Annotated in this window: 16 protein-coding genes and 2 pseudogenes; 6 read left to right on the forward strand and 12 right to left on the reverse strand. The window is 32.2% G+C overall.

Annotation, left to right across the window (positions count from 1 at the left end):
- Positions 1-19 precede the first annotated feature (19 nt).
- Positions 20-562, reverse strand: coding sequence for a UPF0149 family protein (locus GYY69_RS09970; protein ID WP_160430423.1), 543 nt, complete (start codon positions 560-562; stop codon positions 20-22).
- Between the two features lie 146 nt (positions 563-708).
- Between GYY69_RS09970 and GYY69_RS09975 the strand changes: the two genes are divergently transcribed.
- The 4 genes from GYY69_RS09975 (at position 709) to crr (ending at position 3725) form a co-directional block, all read left to right on the forward strand.
- On the forward strand, positions 709-1038 hold the full coding sequence (locus GYY69_RS09975; RefSeq protein WP_174797535.1) for a hypothetical protein: 330 nt from the start codon (positions 709-711) through the stop codon (positions 1036-1038).
- Between the two features lie 136 nt (positions 1039-1174).
- Positions 1175-1432 carry a phosphocarrier protein Hpr gene (ptsH, locus tag GYY69_RS09980; RefSeq protein WP_160430425.1) on the forward strand — a complete coding sequence of 86 codons (258 nt, stop codon included), beginning with the start codon at positions 1175-1177 and terminating at the stop codon, positions 1430-1432.
- 52 nt (positions 1433-1484) lie between these two features.
- Entirely contained in the window at positions 1485-3212 is a 1728-nt protein-coding gene (ptsI, locus tag GYY69_RS09985) for a phosphoenolpyruvate-protein phosphotransferase PtsI (protein WP_174797536.1), read from the forward strand.
- A gap of 9 nt (positions 3213-3221) precedes the next feature.
- A complete protein-coding gene (crr, locus tag GYY69_RS09990; protein WP_065639007.1) occupies positions 3222-3725 on the forward strand; it encodes a PTS glucose transporter subunit IIA in 504 nt (167 codons plus the stop codon).
- 84 nt (positions 3726-3809) lie between these two features.
- Here the strand turns inward: crr and pgi are convergent, their stop codons facing one another.
- Both pgi and GYY69_RS10000 read right to left on the reverse strand, forming a co-directional pair.
- The gene (gene pgi, locus GYY69_RS09995; protein WP_174797537.1) at positions 3810-5459 is read right to left on the reverse strand and encodes a glucose-6-phosphate isomerase; all 1650 of its coding nucleotides are present in this window, start codon (positions 5457-5459) and stop codon (positions 3810-3812) included.
- Positions 5460-5682: 223 nt separating this feature from the next.
- Complete coding sequence (locus GYY69_RS10000; protein WP_174797538.1) at positions 5683-6138, reverse strand: hypothetical protein; 456 nt, start codon at positions 6136-6138, stop codon at positions 5683-5685.
- 554 nt (positions 6139-6692) lie between these two features.
- Between GYY69_RS10000 and GYY69_RS10005 the strand changes: the two genes are divergently transcribed.
- Positions 6693-7199 carry a hypothetical protein gene (locus tag GYY69_RS10005; RefSeq protein WP_174797539.1) on the forward strand — a complete coding sequence of 169 codons (507 nt, stop codon included), beginning with the start codon at positions 6693-6695 and terminating at the stop codon, positions 7197-7199.
- A 175-nt stretch (positions 7200-7374) separates the two neighbouring features.
- Entirely contained in the window at positions 7375-7650 is a 276-nt protein-coding gene (locus GYY69_RS10010; protein WP_174797540.1) for a hypothetical protein, read from the forward strand.
- Between the two features lie 36 nt (positions 7651-7686).
- Here the strand turns inward: GYY69_RS10010 and GYY69_RS10015 are convergent, their stop codons facing one another.
- The 9 genes and pseudogenes from GYY69_RS10015 to GYY69_RS13165 form a co-directional block, all read right to left on the reverse strand.
- The gene (locus GYY69_RS10015) at positions 7687-8040 is read right to left on the reverse strand and encodes a hypothetical protein (RefSeq protein ID WP_174797541.1); all 354 of its coding nucleotides are present in this window, start codon (positions 8038-8040) and stop codon (positions 7687-7689) included.
- On the reverse strand, positions 8041-8199 hold the full coding sequence (locus GYY69_RS10020; protein ID WP_174797542.1) for a hypothetical protein: 159 nt from the start codon (positions 8197-8199) through the stop codon (positions 8041-8043).
- A gap of 263 nt (positions 8200-8462) precedes the next feature.
- Positions 8463-8870: an NTF2 fold immunity protein gene (locus GYY69_RS10025; protein WP_174797543.1), complete on the reverse strand. Its 408-nt coding sequence runs from the start codon at positions 8868-8870 to the stop codon at positions 8463-8465.
- Between the two features lie 185 nt (positions 8871-9055).
- Entirely contained in the window at positions 9056-9538 is a 483-nt protein-coding gene (locus GYY69_RS10030; protein ID WP_174797544.1) for a hypothetical protein, read from the reverse strand.
- Between the two features lie 172 nt (positions 9539-9710).
- On the reverse strand, positions 9711-10025 hold the full coding sequence (locus GYY69_RS10035) for a hypothetical protein (RefSeq protein ID WP_065637501.1): 315 nt from the start codon (positions 10023-10025) through the stop codon (positions 9711-9713).
- Positions 10026-10350: 325 nt separating this feature from the next.
- Positions 10351-10644 carry a hypothetical protein gene (locus tag GYY69_RS10040; RefSeq protein ID WP_174797545.1) on the reverse strand — a complete coding sequence of 98 codons (294 nt, stop codon included), beginning with the start codon at positions 10642-10644 and terminating at the stop codon, positions 10351-10353.
- A 330-nt stretch (positions 10645-10974) separates the two neighbouring features.
- Positions 10975-11108 (reverse strand): annotated as a pseudogene (locus GYY69_RS13160) (RHS repeat-associated core domain-containing protein); the annotation flags it as partial.
- Between the two features lie 43 nt (positions 11109-11151).
- Positions 11152-12183, reverse strand: coding sequence for an SMI1/KNR4 family protein (locus GYY69_RS10045; protein WP_174797546.1), 1032 nt, complete (start codon positions 12181-12183; stop codon positions 11152-11154).
- Positions 12184-12213: 30 nt separating this feature from the next.
- Positions 12214-12786 (reverse strand): annotated as a pseudogene (locus GYY69_RS13165) (RHS repeat-associated core domain-containing protein); the annotation flags it as partial.
- Between the last annotated feature and the right edge of the window lie 159 nt (positions 12787-12945).

A 12945-nucleotide genomic window follows, 5' to 3' on the forward strand; every position in this document is an offset into this window, starting at 1 on the left:
CCTTGAAAATGTATAATTATTAATGGATTGTTGGGATGATATCTGGTTCATTAAATTCATCAAAACATAGCATAGAAGTGATGCGAACATACTCTTTAATCTCTTCAAAAGCAAAACCAAGCTCTTGTTGATCTTCATTTTCATCATAACCCAGTGTAACAATTTGCCGTAGGTCATAAATCGCTTCGCCAACATCACCTTTGATATGATTAATTTTAGGTTGCACAAGGCCAATACCAAGTAAGAAATGATTTACCCAGCCAACCAAATCATCAAGCTGTGAATATAAATCTTTGTCACTAAGTAATAATTGAAAGCTAAAATCTTCATCAAAGAATTGTTGTTTGATATGTGTGTAAAGTTGACTAATTTTCTCATCTAATGATGCAGGCATTTTTTGACCATTATTTAACATATCTTCAACCAATGGACGCCAGCTTTCATCATAGTTACCGCCAGCTAATATACCCGACAAAAAACCATGCAACTCAGCTGCGGTAATACCGATTTTATTTTGGATTAGTTGACGATTAAATTCGTCGTAATTGATAATATTTGACATAAACTTCACCCTAATTTTATTACATCATGAAAAAATGCACCCTGCACTTTCTCTGATTATTAGTATATAATTCGTATTCAATTGTAAATAATAAACAGGTTACTGTGCTTTATAAAGGAATTATTTTGAACATTGTGGGATTAATCGTGAAATTGCCTTTGCAATTATTATTTCTTGCAGGATTATTATCATTAACCGCCTGTAGCTCATTGTTCTCGAATAAAGGCATCATTATCCTTGATGTGCAAGATAAAATACACACCGATGTAACCAGTCAAAATTTACCTAAAACTTATAAATTAGGTAATAGTGAACAAGAATTACAGCGATTTGAAACTTTCTGTAGAGAAGAGATCCGCGCATCAAAGCTTGATGGCAGTGAAGAAATCGTTTTTGAAAATATTAAACATGGAATCCATGGACAGGTAGAATTTAAAAAGTGTAGCGATAAAGTCACCCGTATCTACCGATACTGACAAAATATAGCTATCTCTATTAATTAAAGCTAATGCGATTGACCTAATATAAAAGATATATGAAATCTTACTAGCCTTTCAGGCGGTTTTTATTTATATTGGTCGTTGAAATAAAAATATTTGGGAGTCAAATAATATGTACAAACAAGATGTAACCATTACTGCATCTAACGGTCTTCATACTCGCCCTGCTGCGCAATTTGTGAAAGAAGCCAAAAACTTTAATGCAGAAATCACCGTCACATCTAATGGAAAAAGTGCAAGCGCTAAAAGCCTATTTAAATTACAAACATTAGGTTTATCACAAGGCACAACCATTACCATTGCTGCCGAAGGTGAAGATGAAAAAGACGCAGTTGATCATTTAGTAAAATTAATTCCTGAATTGGAATAATAACTCCCGATTAGCTATGAAAGGTTTTAAAATTGAATAAGGATTAAATGTTATGGTCTCAGGTATACTTGTTTCTCCCGGTATCGCTTTTGCTAAAGCGCTATTATTAAAAGAAGAACCTATTGTTATTAGCAATAGACAAATTCTTGATAGCAAGATTGACGCTGAAATTGAGCGCTTTAAAGAAGCTCGAGAAAAATCAAGCGAACAATTACATGCGATTATGGAACGCGCAAAATCCACATTAGGCGAAGATAAAGCTGCCATTTTTGAAGGGCATATTATGCTTCTTGAAGATGAGGATCTTGAGCAAGAAGTGATTTCTCGTATTCAAAGTAAACATTCAAGCGCAGATGCCGCTGTTCAATCTGTTTTTGAAACTCAAGCTAAAGAACTAGAAAATTTAGATGATGAATATCTAAAAGAACGTGCTGCAGATATTCGTGATATCGGTAAACGATTACTCAAAAATATTTTAGGCATTGAAATTGTTGATTTGAGTGCCATTAGCCAACCATGTGTTTTAGTTGCAACCGACTTAACGCCGTCTGAAACAGCTCAGCTAAACTTAGATATGGTATTAGGTTTTATTACTGATGCAGGGGGTCGTACTTCACATACCTCTATCATGGCTCGTTCTTTAGAAATCCCAGCTATTGTTGGAACATCAAATGCAACTCAAGCAATCAAACAAGGTGATTTCGTTATTTTAGATGCGATCAATAATGCTATTTATATCAATCCAGATCACACAACTCAAGAAAAGTTAAAACAAGTTCAAACTAAATATATTAGTGATAAAGAAGAATTGGCTAAATTAAAAGATCTACCGGCTGTAACCCTTGATGGTCACCAAGTAGAAATTTGTGGCAACATTGGTACAGTACGTGATATTGCGGGTGCTGAACGTAACGGTTATGAAGGTGTTGGTCTATACCGCACTGAATTCTTATTTATGGATCGCGAAGCTTATCCTGATGAAGAAGAGCAATTTAAAGCCTATAAAGAAGTAGCCGAATCAACCAATGGTTTATCGGTAATTGTCCGTACCATGGATATCGGCGGCGATAAAGATGTGCCATATATGCATTTACCAAAAGAAGAAAATCCATTCCTAGGCTGGCGTGCAATTCGTATCAGTTTAGATCGTAAAGAAGTTCTTCATGCACAATTACGCGCAATTTTACGCGCTTCAGCATTTGGTAAATTGCGTATTATGTTCCCAATGATTATTTCTGTGGAAGAAATCCGTATATTAAAATCTGAAATCAATATTCTTAAAGAACAATTAAATGCCGAAGGCAAAGCGTTTGATAAAAATATTGAAATTGGTGTAATGATTGAAACGCCAGCAGCGGCTGTGATTGCACATCACTTAGCCAAAGAAGTTGATTTCTTTAGTATCGGAACCAATGACTTAACACAATATACGCTGGCTGTTGATCGTGGTAACGAGCTGATCTCTCACCTTTATAACCCTCTTTCACCTTCAGTATTAACACTGATTAAAAAAGTGATCGATGCCTCTCATAAAGAAGGTAAATGGACAGGGATGTGTGGTGAGCTTGCTGGTGATGAAAGAGCGACAATCTTATTACTTGGTATGGGACTTGATGAATTTAGTATGAGTGCTGTATCTATTCCTAAAATTAAGAAATTAATTCGTAATACGAATTATGAAGAGGCAAAGAAATTTGCTGATGCTGCGCTAGAAAAAGCAACTGCTAAAGAAATTATTGATTTAATTGAAAATTACACTGCTGAAAAGCAAATTTGTTAGGAGACAATGATGGGTCTATTCGATAAAATTAAACAATTTGTATCCGATGATAGTAAAAATAGCATCGAGATTATTGCTCCTTTAAGTGGCGAAATTGTCAAAATCGAAGATGTACCAGATGTGGTTTTTGCTGAAAAAATCGTTGGTGATGGAGTAGCAATTAAACCTTCTGGCAATAAAATTGTTGCACCATTAAGTGGTAAAATTGGCAAAATCTTCGAAACCAATCATGCTTTTGCTTTAGAATCAGATGAAGGCATTGAACTTTTTGTTCACTTTGGTATTGATACTGTGGAACTAAAAGGTGAAGGTTTTACGCGAATTGCCGAAGAAGGCCAACAAGTTAAAGCAGGCGATACCATTATTGAAATTGACCTACCACTACTTGAAAGTAAAGCAAAATCCGTATTAACACCTGTGGTTATTTCTAATATGGAAACAATTGTGGAACTCACCAAACTATCAGGTGCAGTAGAAGCAGGTAAAACACCAATAATGCGAATTAAAAAGTAATAAATATTGCTTTATAAAAAAACCTTCAGCTTAAGCTGAAGGTTTTTTGTTTTATACTTACATACAGGTATTTTCTAAAACATCTTAACGCCATTTTTTGTATTGGTTAATTAAGTTATTTGTAGATTTATCATGTGAATTTACTGGTTTATCATCTGCCAATTCAGGTAAAATCCGACCGGCTAATTGCTTACCTAGTTCAACTCCCCATTGATCAAAACTAAAGATATTTAAAATAATCCCCTGAGTAAAGATCTTATGTTCATACATGGCAACTAACGCACCAAGGCTATAAGGGGTGATTTTTTTCACTAATATTGAATTAGTTGGCTTATTGCCATCAAAGACTTTAAATGGTACCACGGACTTCACTTCGTCAAGGTTTTTACCAGCGGCAATAAATTCTTGTTCAACTTGCTCTTTTGTTTTACCAAAAGCTAAAGCTTCGGTTTGTGCAAAAAAGTTAGATAACAATTTAGGATGATGATCACCAACTGGATTATGACTAATAGCTGGTGCAATAAAATCACAAGGAATAAGTTTAGTACCTTGGTGAATTAATTGATAGAACGCATGTTGACCATTGGTTCCCGGTTCACCCCAAATAATTGGACCGGTAGTATAAGGTGTTTTATTGCCACTTCGATCCACACTCTTACCATTTGACTCCATATTACCTTGTTGAAAATAAGCCGCAAAACGGTGCATATATTGATCATAAGGTAAAATCGCTTCGGTTTCTGCACCACAAAAATTGTTGTACCAAATACCAATTAACGCAAGTAAAGTTGGGATATTTTTATCAATTGGCGCACTTTGGAAGTGTTTATCCATAGCATGCCCACCGGCTAAAAATTGTTTGAAATTATCAAAACCGATTGATAACACTATTGATAAACCAATTGCTGACCAAGATGAATAACGTCCACCGACCCAATCCCAAAATTCAAACATATTGGCGGTATCAATACCAAACTTTTCAACTTCCTTTGCATTAGTTGATAGTGCAACAAAGTGCAAAGCAACCGCTTTATCGTCTTTTGCCGCATCAAGTAACCATGATCGTGCCGTTTGTGCATTAGTCATGGTTTCTTGTGTAGTAAAGGTTTTAGATGCCACTAAAAATAAAGTGGTTTCAGGATTTAAACCTTTAAGTGCTTCAACAATATGTGTACCATCAACATTAGAAACAAAATGCATATTTAAATGGTTTTTATAAGGACGTAACGCTTCGGTGATCATATGAGGTCCCAGATCTGAACCGCCAATGCCAATATTAACAACATCAGTAATCGCTTTACCTGTATAACCTTTCCATTCGCCACTAATGATTTTGTTACTGAATGATTCCATCTTAGCTAAGACAGCATTAACATCATCCATCACATTCTTACCATCAACATAAATTGGGGTATTTGATACATTACGTAATGCAACATGTAATACTGCCCGATTTTCTGTGCGATTAATTTTTTCACCACTATACATAGCATTAATCGCACCAGTTAAATCGCATTCATCAGCAAGTTTATACAGCAATTCTAGGGTTTCTTGTGTTACTCTGTTTTTTGATAAATCAACCAAAAACTCATCGTCAAAAGGAATACTCAGTTTTTCAACTCGGTTAGGCTCCTCTTTTAAAAGTTGAGCAATGGTTTTATCTTTATTTGTTTGGTAACTAGCTTGAAGGGATTTCCAAGAATGGGTAGTAGTTGGATCAATTGACTTTAGCATAATTTATTCCTTAAATAATATTACATTATACCCATAATATAACTATGCCTATCATGATGCAAGATAAGGATCTTGCCGATAAAAATAAGTTTAATGGAGAATAATAGATATTATTTTCTTTTTTAATGGAATAACATGAATTAAGAGCATTAAAAATAAGATATCAGATATTTACAGTATTATATTTTAATATTAGTCATTGATTTAAATATAAAAATTATATTTAAGATTTTAGATATTCAAGACGATTATCAATAATACGCTGATTATTCACTATCTCAAATGACACTAAAATTCCTGCAAAAGTAATGCCAAGGACAATTAATTGTTCATCCACTTCATAATAGTAACGCATATGATCTTCATAGATATGATCTTTAAAAATATAGTTATGATTAAACATATCAGTTAAAACAAACGGACATCCTAATTTAAAATCAAAACCCAGAAAATTTAGAATTTGATTGGCTTTATCAAGCAGGAAAGTATTATTCATAACGTCAGAATCAATGGATAAAACCTCAATCTTATCGTCAATATAAAAAAATATAATGTGATAACCACAAATATTAGCCGTTCCGGGTATCTCAGCATATGAAAAATCTTCTTTGATATAATATTCATTTAGATCTAAAAAATGATTGATATCAAGCGCGCTAAACTTATTTTTATTATACATATGCAAATCCTAAATTTTGTACATTTTCCCGTTAAAATTTGATGTTGATCTTATCCTCATATTCTATAATAAACTTATACTTTGTGATTTTCTATTTAGATTCTGTTTTCATATAAAAGGTTATCTAATCACTTCATCAATGAGTAAAATTGTAGCAAGAAATGTGACCGCAAAAAGATATAAAATTCTTGAAATAGTTTATGGGTAGAATGATTCGCATTGCTTACCGTAATTTGGCAAATGGCTGTCTTTTTACTTGTTAGGTTATATTTTTTGTAAAAAATATTCAGGATTCTATACCGTTTCGTGATTATTTGATAATTTGCAGTATCTATTGGTTAAAATGGGTGATAATCATCGTATCAATCAAACATGTACAAAATCTATCTGCCCGCAAATGAATGGAAGCGGAAAGCGATAAGGACTTTAATGAAAATGCGGTGTTCACTCTTTGGGTTATATTTTTGTAAAAAATATTCAGGATTCTATACCGTTTCGTGATTATTTGATAATTTGCAGTATCCAATTTGTTAAAATGGGTGTAGGAGGCAAATGTGATTAAGACAATATTCGTTGATGTTGATTTTAACGGTATAATTATTTTTGACTACCCAGGAATACAGATCCCTTTTGGTGGGAAAATAGACAATGGGCAAAATATACTTAAAACATTTACAACAACAGACAAAGGCGACTTTGTGCTTGATAAGGGAATTGCGTTACCTATCATGGGCATTGATGATGGTGGTTATGTTGTTCGTTTGTTTTTAAATGAATCTCCCTGTAACGAGGAGAGACGGGTTATATTCAGCGATAAATATTTTTATCTTAATGTTACTGGAAACTTATATATTGCCGACATGTCTGTTTTTTGGGAATGGGAAGAATATACAGGTTGGCATAATGCAGATATTCCGAAGGGAATATATAAAGTTTGTTTGGAAGGCGTAACTTTAAAAAAAAATGGCGATACCTTTTATTGCTATGACTTGATCTTAGAAAAAATAAACAAACTCGGAAAAAGAGAAATTGAACCACGTTCAGATGCTAGACTTTATTAAACAATTGCGAATAAAGTCTTTTCAAGGATTTATCGCTAATGGATATTGAATATCAGAAAATAGAATCCCATTTTTTTGAATTAATTTCTTTGCTGTGTAAAAGTTTTACCGTCGAAGAATTAGATGAAATTAAAGCGCTTATTGATTATGGTGAATAGGGAATAGGTTGTTAATAATGAATAAAGAATGGGAACCGATCTTTCAAATAGAGTTAATAGATATTATTAACAGCTTACACATCAAAAAATTGCATGTCGGCTCATCTGATTCTCTTATTGATGAAACGATGGGAGAACCAGAATTACCTGTAGCAAGACTAAACAGAAAATCAAAAATATTTAATCACCTATATGGCAATGTCAGTATTTTATCTGAAAATAACACGGTAATAAGTGTAAATACCCCAAACTTAGTACAAGATTCAAGTAGAAAATCATGCTGCTTTTTTTAGTGTTTTATACTCAATCGGTGTCATATTATTTATTGATTAATTTTCTTCAAAATATTCGTCACTTATCATCGATAGAATATCGACCTGATTAAGTACATTTTTTAAAAAATTATATCTATTTAATTTATCAGCATTTTTTCCATTGATAAAAGATACTTTTATTAATGTACAGAATTCTTTATTTTCTTCATCTAACCACTCGTCGGATAGCGGGATATAATTATCTGTAATAGTTAATGTGTCCGCATAAAAACCACAGTAAGAGAAGTACACCCCAAAATAAGAGCTATCATGTTCAGAGCAAGTTATATCCCATTTATTATTCAACAATTCACTTATCTCTTTTTTAGATTTATTACTGCCATATTTTAGAAAATATAATTTTTTCATTTATCGCCCGCCACATTTCTCTGGAATTCTGATTCCTTTAGCTTTGACTTCAACTGAAGTCTTAAAGATCATAGCATTTACAGGCCTATCTCCAGATATTCTAGATAATCTTTGTAGAATATTATCTATACCTAATTTTTTAGCCGTATCACTACCCATATTAATTGGTCCAGTTCGTCCAGCATTCCAATCGGGACGAGCTAAGTAAATCTACCAATATCTGGATCATAATAACTAAACGTATTGTAATGTAAGCTAGTTTTTCTGTCTAAATATTGTCCCTGTAATATTTGATATTTTACTCTATTGATTCGTACTTGTTTTCCTAAAGTGGTGTTTTGCATCGTATTTGGTTAACAGTAGACAAATTGATAATGCTGATGTTGTCGATCGGATCATAAGCTAGTTTTTGTTTTTATCTGTTACAGTACATATTTTTTCCATTTATTGTCAGAGTCATCATAAACTTCTTTTTTATCAATACGCCACTCATGATTTGTATAATGCAGAGTATAGCGAAATTGATCTTCAACCCCATGTTGTTCTTGGGTATAAATAGCTGCTTTATTACCTTTTAATTCTTCAATTTTTAATATCTTTTCATCTGGCGAATATTCAGGCGGATTTCCACACCCTAATGAAATTTGCCTACCATATTTTCGTTCTTTTTTTGTGCAAAATTTATTAAATATAAAATTTAAATCATTCATCATTTTTAAACGAATATCATTTGATGAATCATTTTTTACTAATGGATAATAATGAACTTCCCAATGATTCATAGCAATAATAAATTCTTTTAATATATTTTTCGCAATTTCAATATCCATTTAGTTCACCTCATTTTTAAAAACATGATTTAACGCATTTTCCCATCTTGGAAAACTGAGTATTCTATTTCGGTTGGACTGGTACCTCCATTGCCATAACAACGTGGCTGTTTGTTGCTGAACCGTACAAGGTCATTGGACTGATATTTATACTTTCCAAACCAATTAAATACTTTTAAACATTATTAAAAGGGTAAATTAATTTTTTTATTAAGTTTTTCTTCAATAAGCGTAGATAATTCTTTAAATAAAGTTTCCCAAATCTGTATGTACTCTAATTTACTGATAACAAGTTTCATATCAGGAATTTTTCCATTATATATGCCTACATCTGGTCCCTTCTTATATTCAAGTTCTACACCTTTATCTTTAATGTCATAATAGAAGTAAAAATCAGCACCTTGCTCACAAAACCAAATATCACCTTTGCCTGTCCAATTATTTTTTACTCGTTTGACAGATTTAACAATCTCTTCATAACATATTGTTATATCAGGATAAAGATCAAGATTTACTTTGTAATCATCTTTCAATTTAATAAAAAACTCACAATCAACATATCTTCTCAATTCTTCCAATGCATATTGAAAAGGAGTTAGTTCATCATCAATATCATTATCAATATCGCCTATAGGATTTTTATATTTAATATTGAATATTGTTTCCATTTTAATTTCCTGGAATATAAGGATAGGCTGTAATAGGTTGGTCTTACAATATCAGTTATTTTTATCAGTCCATCAGGCTGATAGCTACATTCCCATCGTATTTCACTGTTTACATTGCTAAACTCTTCTGGACAACCGTTCAGATTTGACTTTGATGTATGAATCAAGCTGTCTAGTCACAGCATATGTATATATTTAAACCATCATTAAATGATTTTTCTAAAAAATCAATAAAAGAACTAATCGATTCAAGCTGTAACTTTTTTGTTTTAATAAGCCTTTTTAATTCCTTTATTAAGGGCTGAATTTCTCCATATAACACAGTATTATCAGCATAATAATTATGAAATTTTTTTATTGTTGGGTATTGATTTAATGGTATCGCATTATTGAATAATAAATCATGATCAGATTTTCCAAGTGAAAATATCGGTGTGTTTTCATCTATTTTCTTTTGATTATTTGATGCCATAAAATCCAAAGCCATAAATACCTCATATTTTAACTTGATAGGAACACTATATGCCGATTAACAATCACTAAAACCGTAAATAGTTGCATTCCCATAATATTTTGCTGTTTGCATCGATTAGATTTTCCCGTCGCCATTCAGAAATGGTCGCAGCGGTAGTCATTTTGTCCCTGTTTGCTGTATTTTTTGCTCACCAGTCGTTCATGATGTCATACTGGTATTGATATTCAATAAATTAAATATTTTCATATAATTATATAACAAGATGATTTAATTCTAACATTATAATCTCTATTTGATAATGCAGATTTAGATGCACGATCTTTTCTAAATTTATTAATTATGTTAATAATGAAAAAGCATGATGAAATTCTTCGTTTTTTATCAAATCCTGTATTGTTTTATTTATTACATTATTATCCAAACTTTCAACAATAATCATATCTGATGCCCAAAAATATAAACCATTACAACACTCTTTTGTCTCTTTATACCTACTCAAAATTGAAATTATATTTTCGATAGTGAAAAATGTTGCAACATACCGCTTTCCATTATCTAAACAAACTTCAACATCAACATTATCATTTACCACATTAACATCTTGATCATATTTTAAAATTTTAATATTCATAATTCCTAATTTCCTTTACCAAATACTTTTTAAAACTTCATTAATCACTGATTACTGATTAGCCTTATTAGATTTACTTAATATTTCATACCATCATTTATGCTCATGAAATAAATGATCCTCATTTTAAGCTCTAGTTTGAGAAATTCTATGATCTATAGATTTGTTTCTAATAGTTTTTTATTACCTAAAAAAGTTGTTCTGTTAAATGATCGATTCTTGATTAATGCGATTTTCCTGTAATCTCGGCTTCTTTAACAAATTTATTACTTTCTTTTATTCACGAATGAATTTTTAAACAACTCCCCACAAGGATCTCCCAAGTCAAGGCGGGATAGCTGCATACTGGTACAGATTCAAGTCATCTGCAACCCAATCAGGCCTGGCAGAGTAAATCTATCAATATCTGGATCATAATACCTGAAAGTATTGTAATGTAAGCCGGTTTTTCTGTGTAAATATTGTCTTCAATACCAACAGGGATGAGGTTAACCTTACGACTATTATTTATGAACCATATAAATCATCTAGATCATCTTCACATACTAATTTAGAAATAAATTCATTAAAACTATTGCATAGAAAACGAGTATTCATATCTTGATTATCCGTTAAAGATAAATTGTCTGACCATGTGTCAAGAGTGTAGTAGTATATTTTTCCATTATTAATATCGATGCAGAAATAATTACCGCCCGCGTCAATGGCAAAAGGTAAAAAAGTTTCCGGTAATAACTTTCTACCCCATAAATTTTCTGCTTTGGAAGGCATTAAATAGTTCTTGTTATTATTAAACTTTTTATAGTATTTGATGGGAATTAGTTCATGAATTGCAACCTCTTCAAATTCACCTTCAGGATCAAGCCAAGTATTATTCTCTGGCATTCCACCATTGTGTTGTAACAGGAATTGTCTTAATTGAACAGGAATTTTTATCTTTAAGAGTTTTTCAACCTCATTTAGGTCAGCGGTATTAATTGCTTGTTCAGAGTCATAGAATTTGTTGCTTGCTCTTGGTTTAATATCTTCATATTCAAAGGTTTCTTCTTTATCTTGCTCTTCATCATAAGTTAAAGTGTTTAAAAAATTTTCTAATGAATCAGATAAATAGATACTATTTTTTTTAAAATTTTGTTCTGTATTTAGAGTGTCGTCCCATTCTAATCTGAGGTATTGATATATCGCACCAGTATTAATATTTATACACAAAAAACCATTGCTGTAATCAAGAGCAAAAGGCAATAATTCTTTAGGTAAGTTTTCGTTATCCCAAAATTTCGAAGCTGTTCCTTCTATCAAAAAATCCGGATCATTTCTAAAATCTTTGTTATATTTTATTGGAATAAATATTGAGATTTGGAGTTTATATGGAGGGACAGTTGTTTTCCAAATATCTTTATATACCATTCCGCCATTACAATTAAGGTAAAGCTGTCTTAAAGAATCTGGAATTGTGATACCTAACTTCTTTTCACAAGCATTTAAATCTTTATCAGTCAGTTTTTTTTCGCAGTTATAAAAGTTATCTATATTAATCATATTAATTCCCAAATTATATTGCGTCTTTAATTAACAGAATTTACTTTTTAGCTCTTTTAGCCTCTTTGGTACTCTACCTGTTAACCACCCTTGTTTATATGAATAGTCTACAGCTTGTGTTGAACCATATGTCATCCTTGAAAATTCTTCAAATTGAGAAACTGAGCCTTTATGACTAATTGCTTTATGAGTTTCCTTTTTAATTAATTGCATAGTAGTTTTACCAGTTTTCGGATCAAAATCGTCAACATGATGCCAAGTATATCCTTTGGCATCTTTCTTTTTGATTCCAGCCGCTTTAAATGCAGCAGTAAAATCTCTAGACCTACTCCCTTGCATTTTGATTTGAACAATATTTTTTTGACCTTCTTTTACAGGATATAAGTCTGGAGAACCTGTAAAATCCACTCCTTGTAACGCTAATCCCCACGGATCAATCCAAGTCAACCCATTAGGCGCATACTGATACAGATTAAACCCACCAGCTAAACCAATCGGGTCTGGCTGAGTAAATCTACCTATATCCGGATCATAATACCTGAAGGTATTGTAATGTAAGCCGGTTTCCTTGTCTAAATATTGTCCCTGATATCTGAGGTTTTGCCTTCGCGATGTCTATCTGATTGTTTTTCAATGCGCCGGCCAAGAGCGTCATAGATGTAGTTTTAACACTGGCTGTGTGGCTTTGATTTTTCGATACGTACTTTTCGCTCAGAAAGTGTTTGGCGTGGTGGTGTGCTGAGTAGCACCGGTGGTTTTTAG

It is taken from the genome of Gilliamella sp. ESL0250 (assembly GCF_013345045.1).
Lineage (GTDB): Bacteria > Pseudomonadota > Gammaproteobacteria > Enterobacterales > Orbaceae > Gilliamella > Gilliamella apicola_H.

What these genes read in the sequence shown, in the direction of transcription:
- GYY69_RS10030 (WP_174797544.1), bottom strand. Translation starts at nt 9,538, where the DNA reads ATGGAAACAATATTCAATATTAAATATAAAAATCCTATAGGCGATATT.
- GYY69_RS10025 (WP_174797543.1), bottom strand. Translation starts at nt 8,870, where the DNA reads ATGGATATTGAAATTGCGAAAAATATATTAAAAGAATTTATTATTGCT.
- GYY69_RS10035 (WP_065637501.1), bottom strand. Translation starts at nt 10,025, where the DNA reads ATGGCTTTGGATTTTATGGCATCAAATAATCAAAAGAAAATAGATGAA.
- pgi (WP_174797537.1), bottom strand. Translation starts at nt 5,459, where the DNA reads ATGCTAAAGTCAATTGATCCAACTACTACCCATTCTTGGAAATCCCTT.
- GYY69_RS10045 (WP_174797546.1), bottom strand. Translation starts at nt 12,183, where the DNA reads ATGATTAATATAGATAACTTTTATAACTGCGAAAAAAAACTGACTGAT.
- GYY69_RS10015 (WP_174797541.1), bottom strand. Translation starts at nt 8,040, where the DNA reads ATGAAAAAATTATATTTTCTAAAATATGGCAGTAATAAATCTAAAAAA.
- ptsI (WP_174797536.1), top strand. Translation starts at nt 1,485, where the DNA reads ATGGTCTCAGGTATACTTGTTTCTCCCGGTATCGCTTTTGCTAAAGCG.
- GYY69_RS10040 (WP_174797545.1), bottom strand. Translation starts at nt 10,644, where the DNA reads ATGAATATTAAAATTTTAAAATATGATCAAGATGTTAATGTGGTAAAT.
- GYY69_RS10000 (WP_174797538.1), bottom strand. Translation starts at nt 6,138, where the DNA reads ATGTATAATAAAAATAAGTTTAGCGCGCTTGATATCAATCATTTTTTA.
- GYY69_RS10020 (WP_174797542.1), bottom strand. Translation starts at nt 8,199, where the DNA reads ATGGGTAGTGATACGGCTAAAAAATTAGGTATAGATAATATTCTACAA.
- GYY69_RS10010 (WP_174797540.1), top strand. Translation starts at nt 7,375, where the DNA reads ATGAATAAAGAATGGGAACCGATCTTTCAAATAGAGTTAATAGATATT.
- ptsH (WP_160430425.1), top strand. Translation starts at nt 1,175, where the DNA reads ATGTACAAACAAGATGTAACCATTACTGCATCTAACGGTCTTCATACT.
- crr (WP_065639007.1), top strand. Translation starts at nt 3,222, where the DNA reads ATGGGTCTATTCGATAAAATTAAACAATTTGTATCCGATGATAGTAAA.
- GYY69_RS09970 (WP_160430423.1), bottom strand. Translation starts at nt 562, where the DNA reads ATGTCAAATATTATCAATTACGACGAATTTAATCGTCAACTAATCCAA.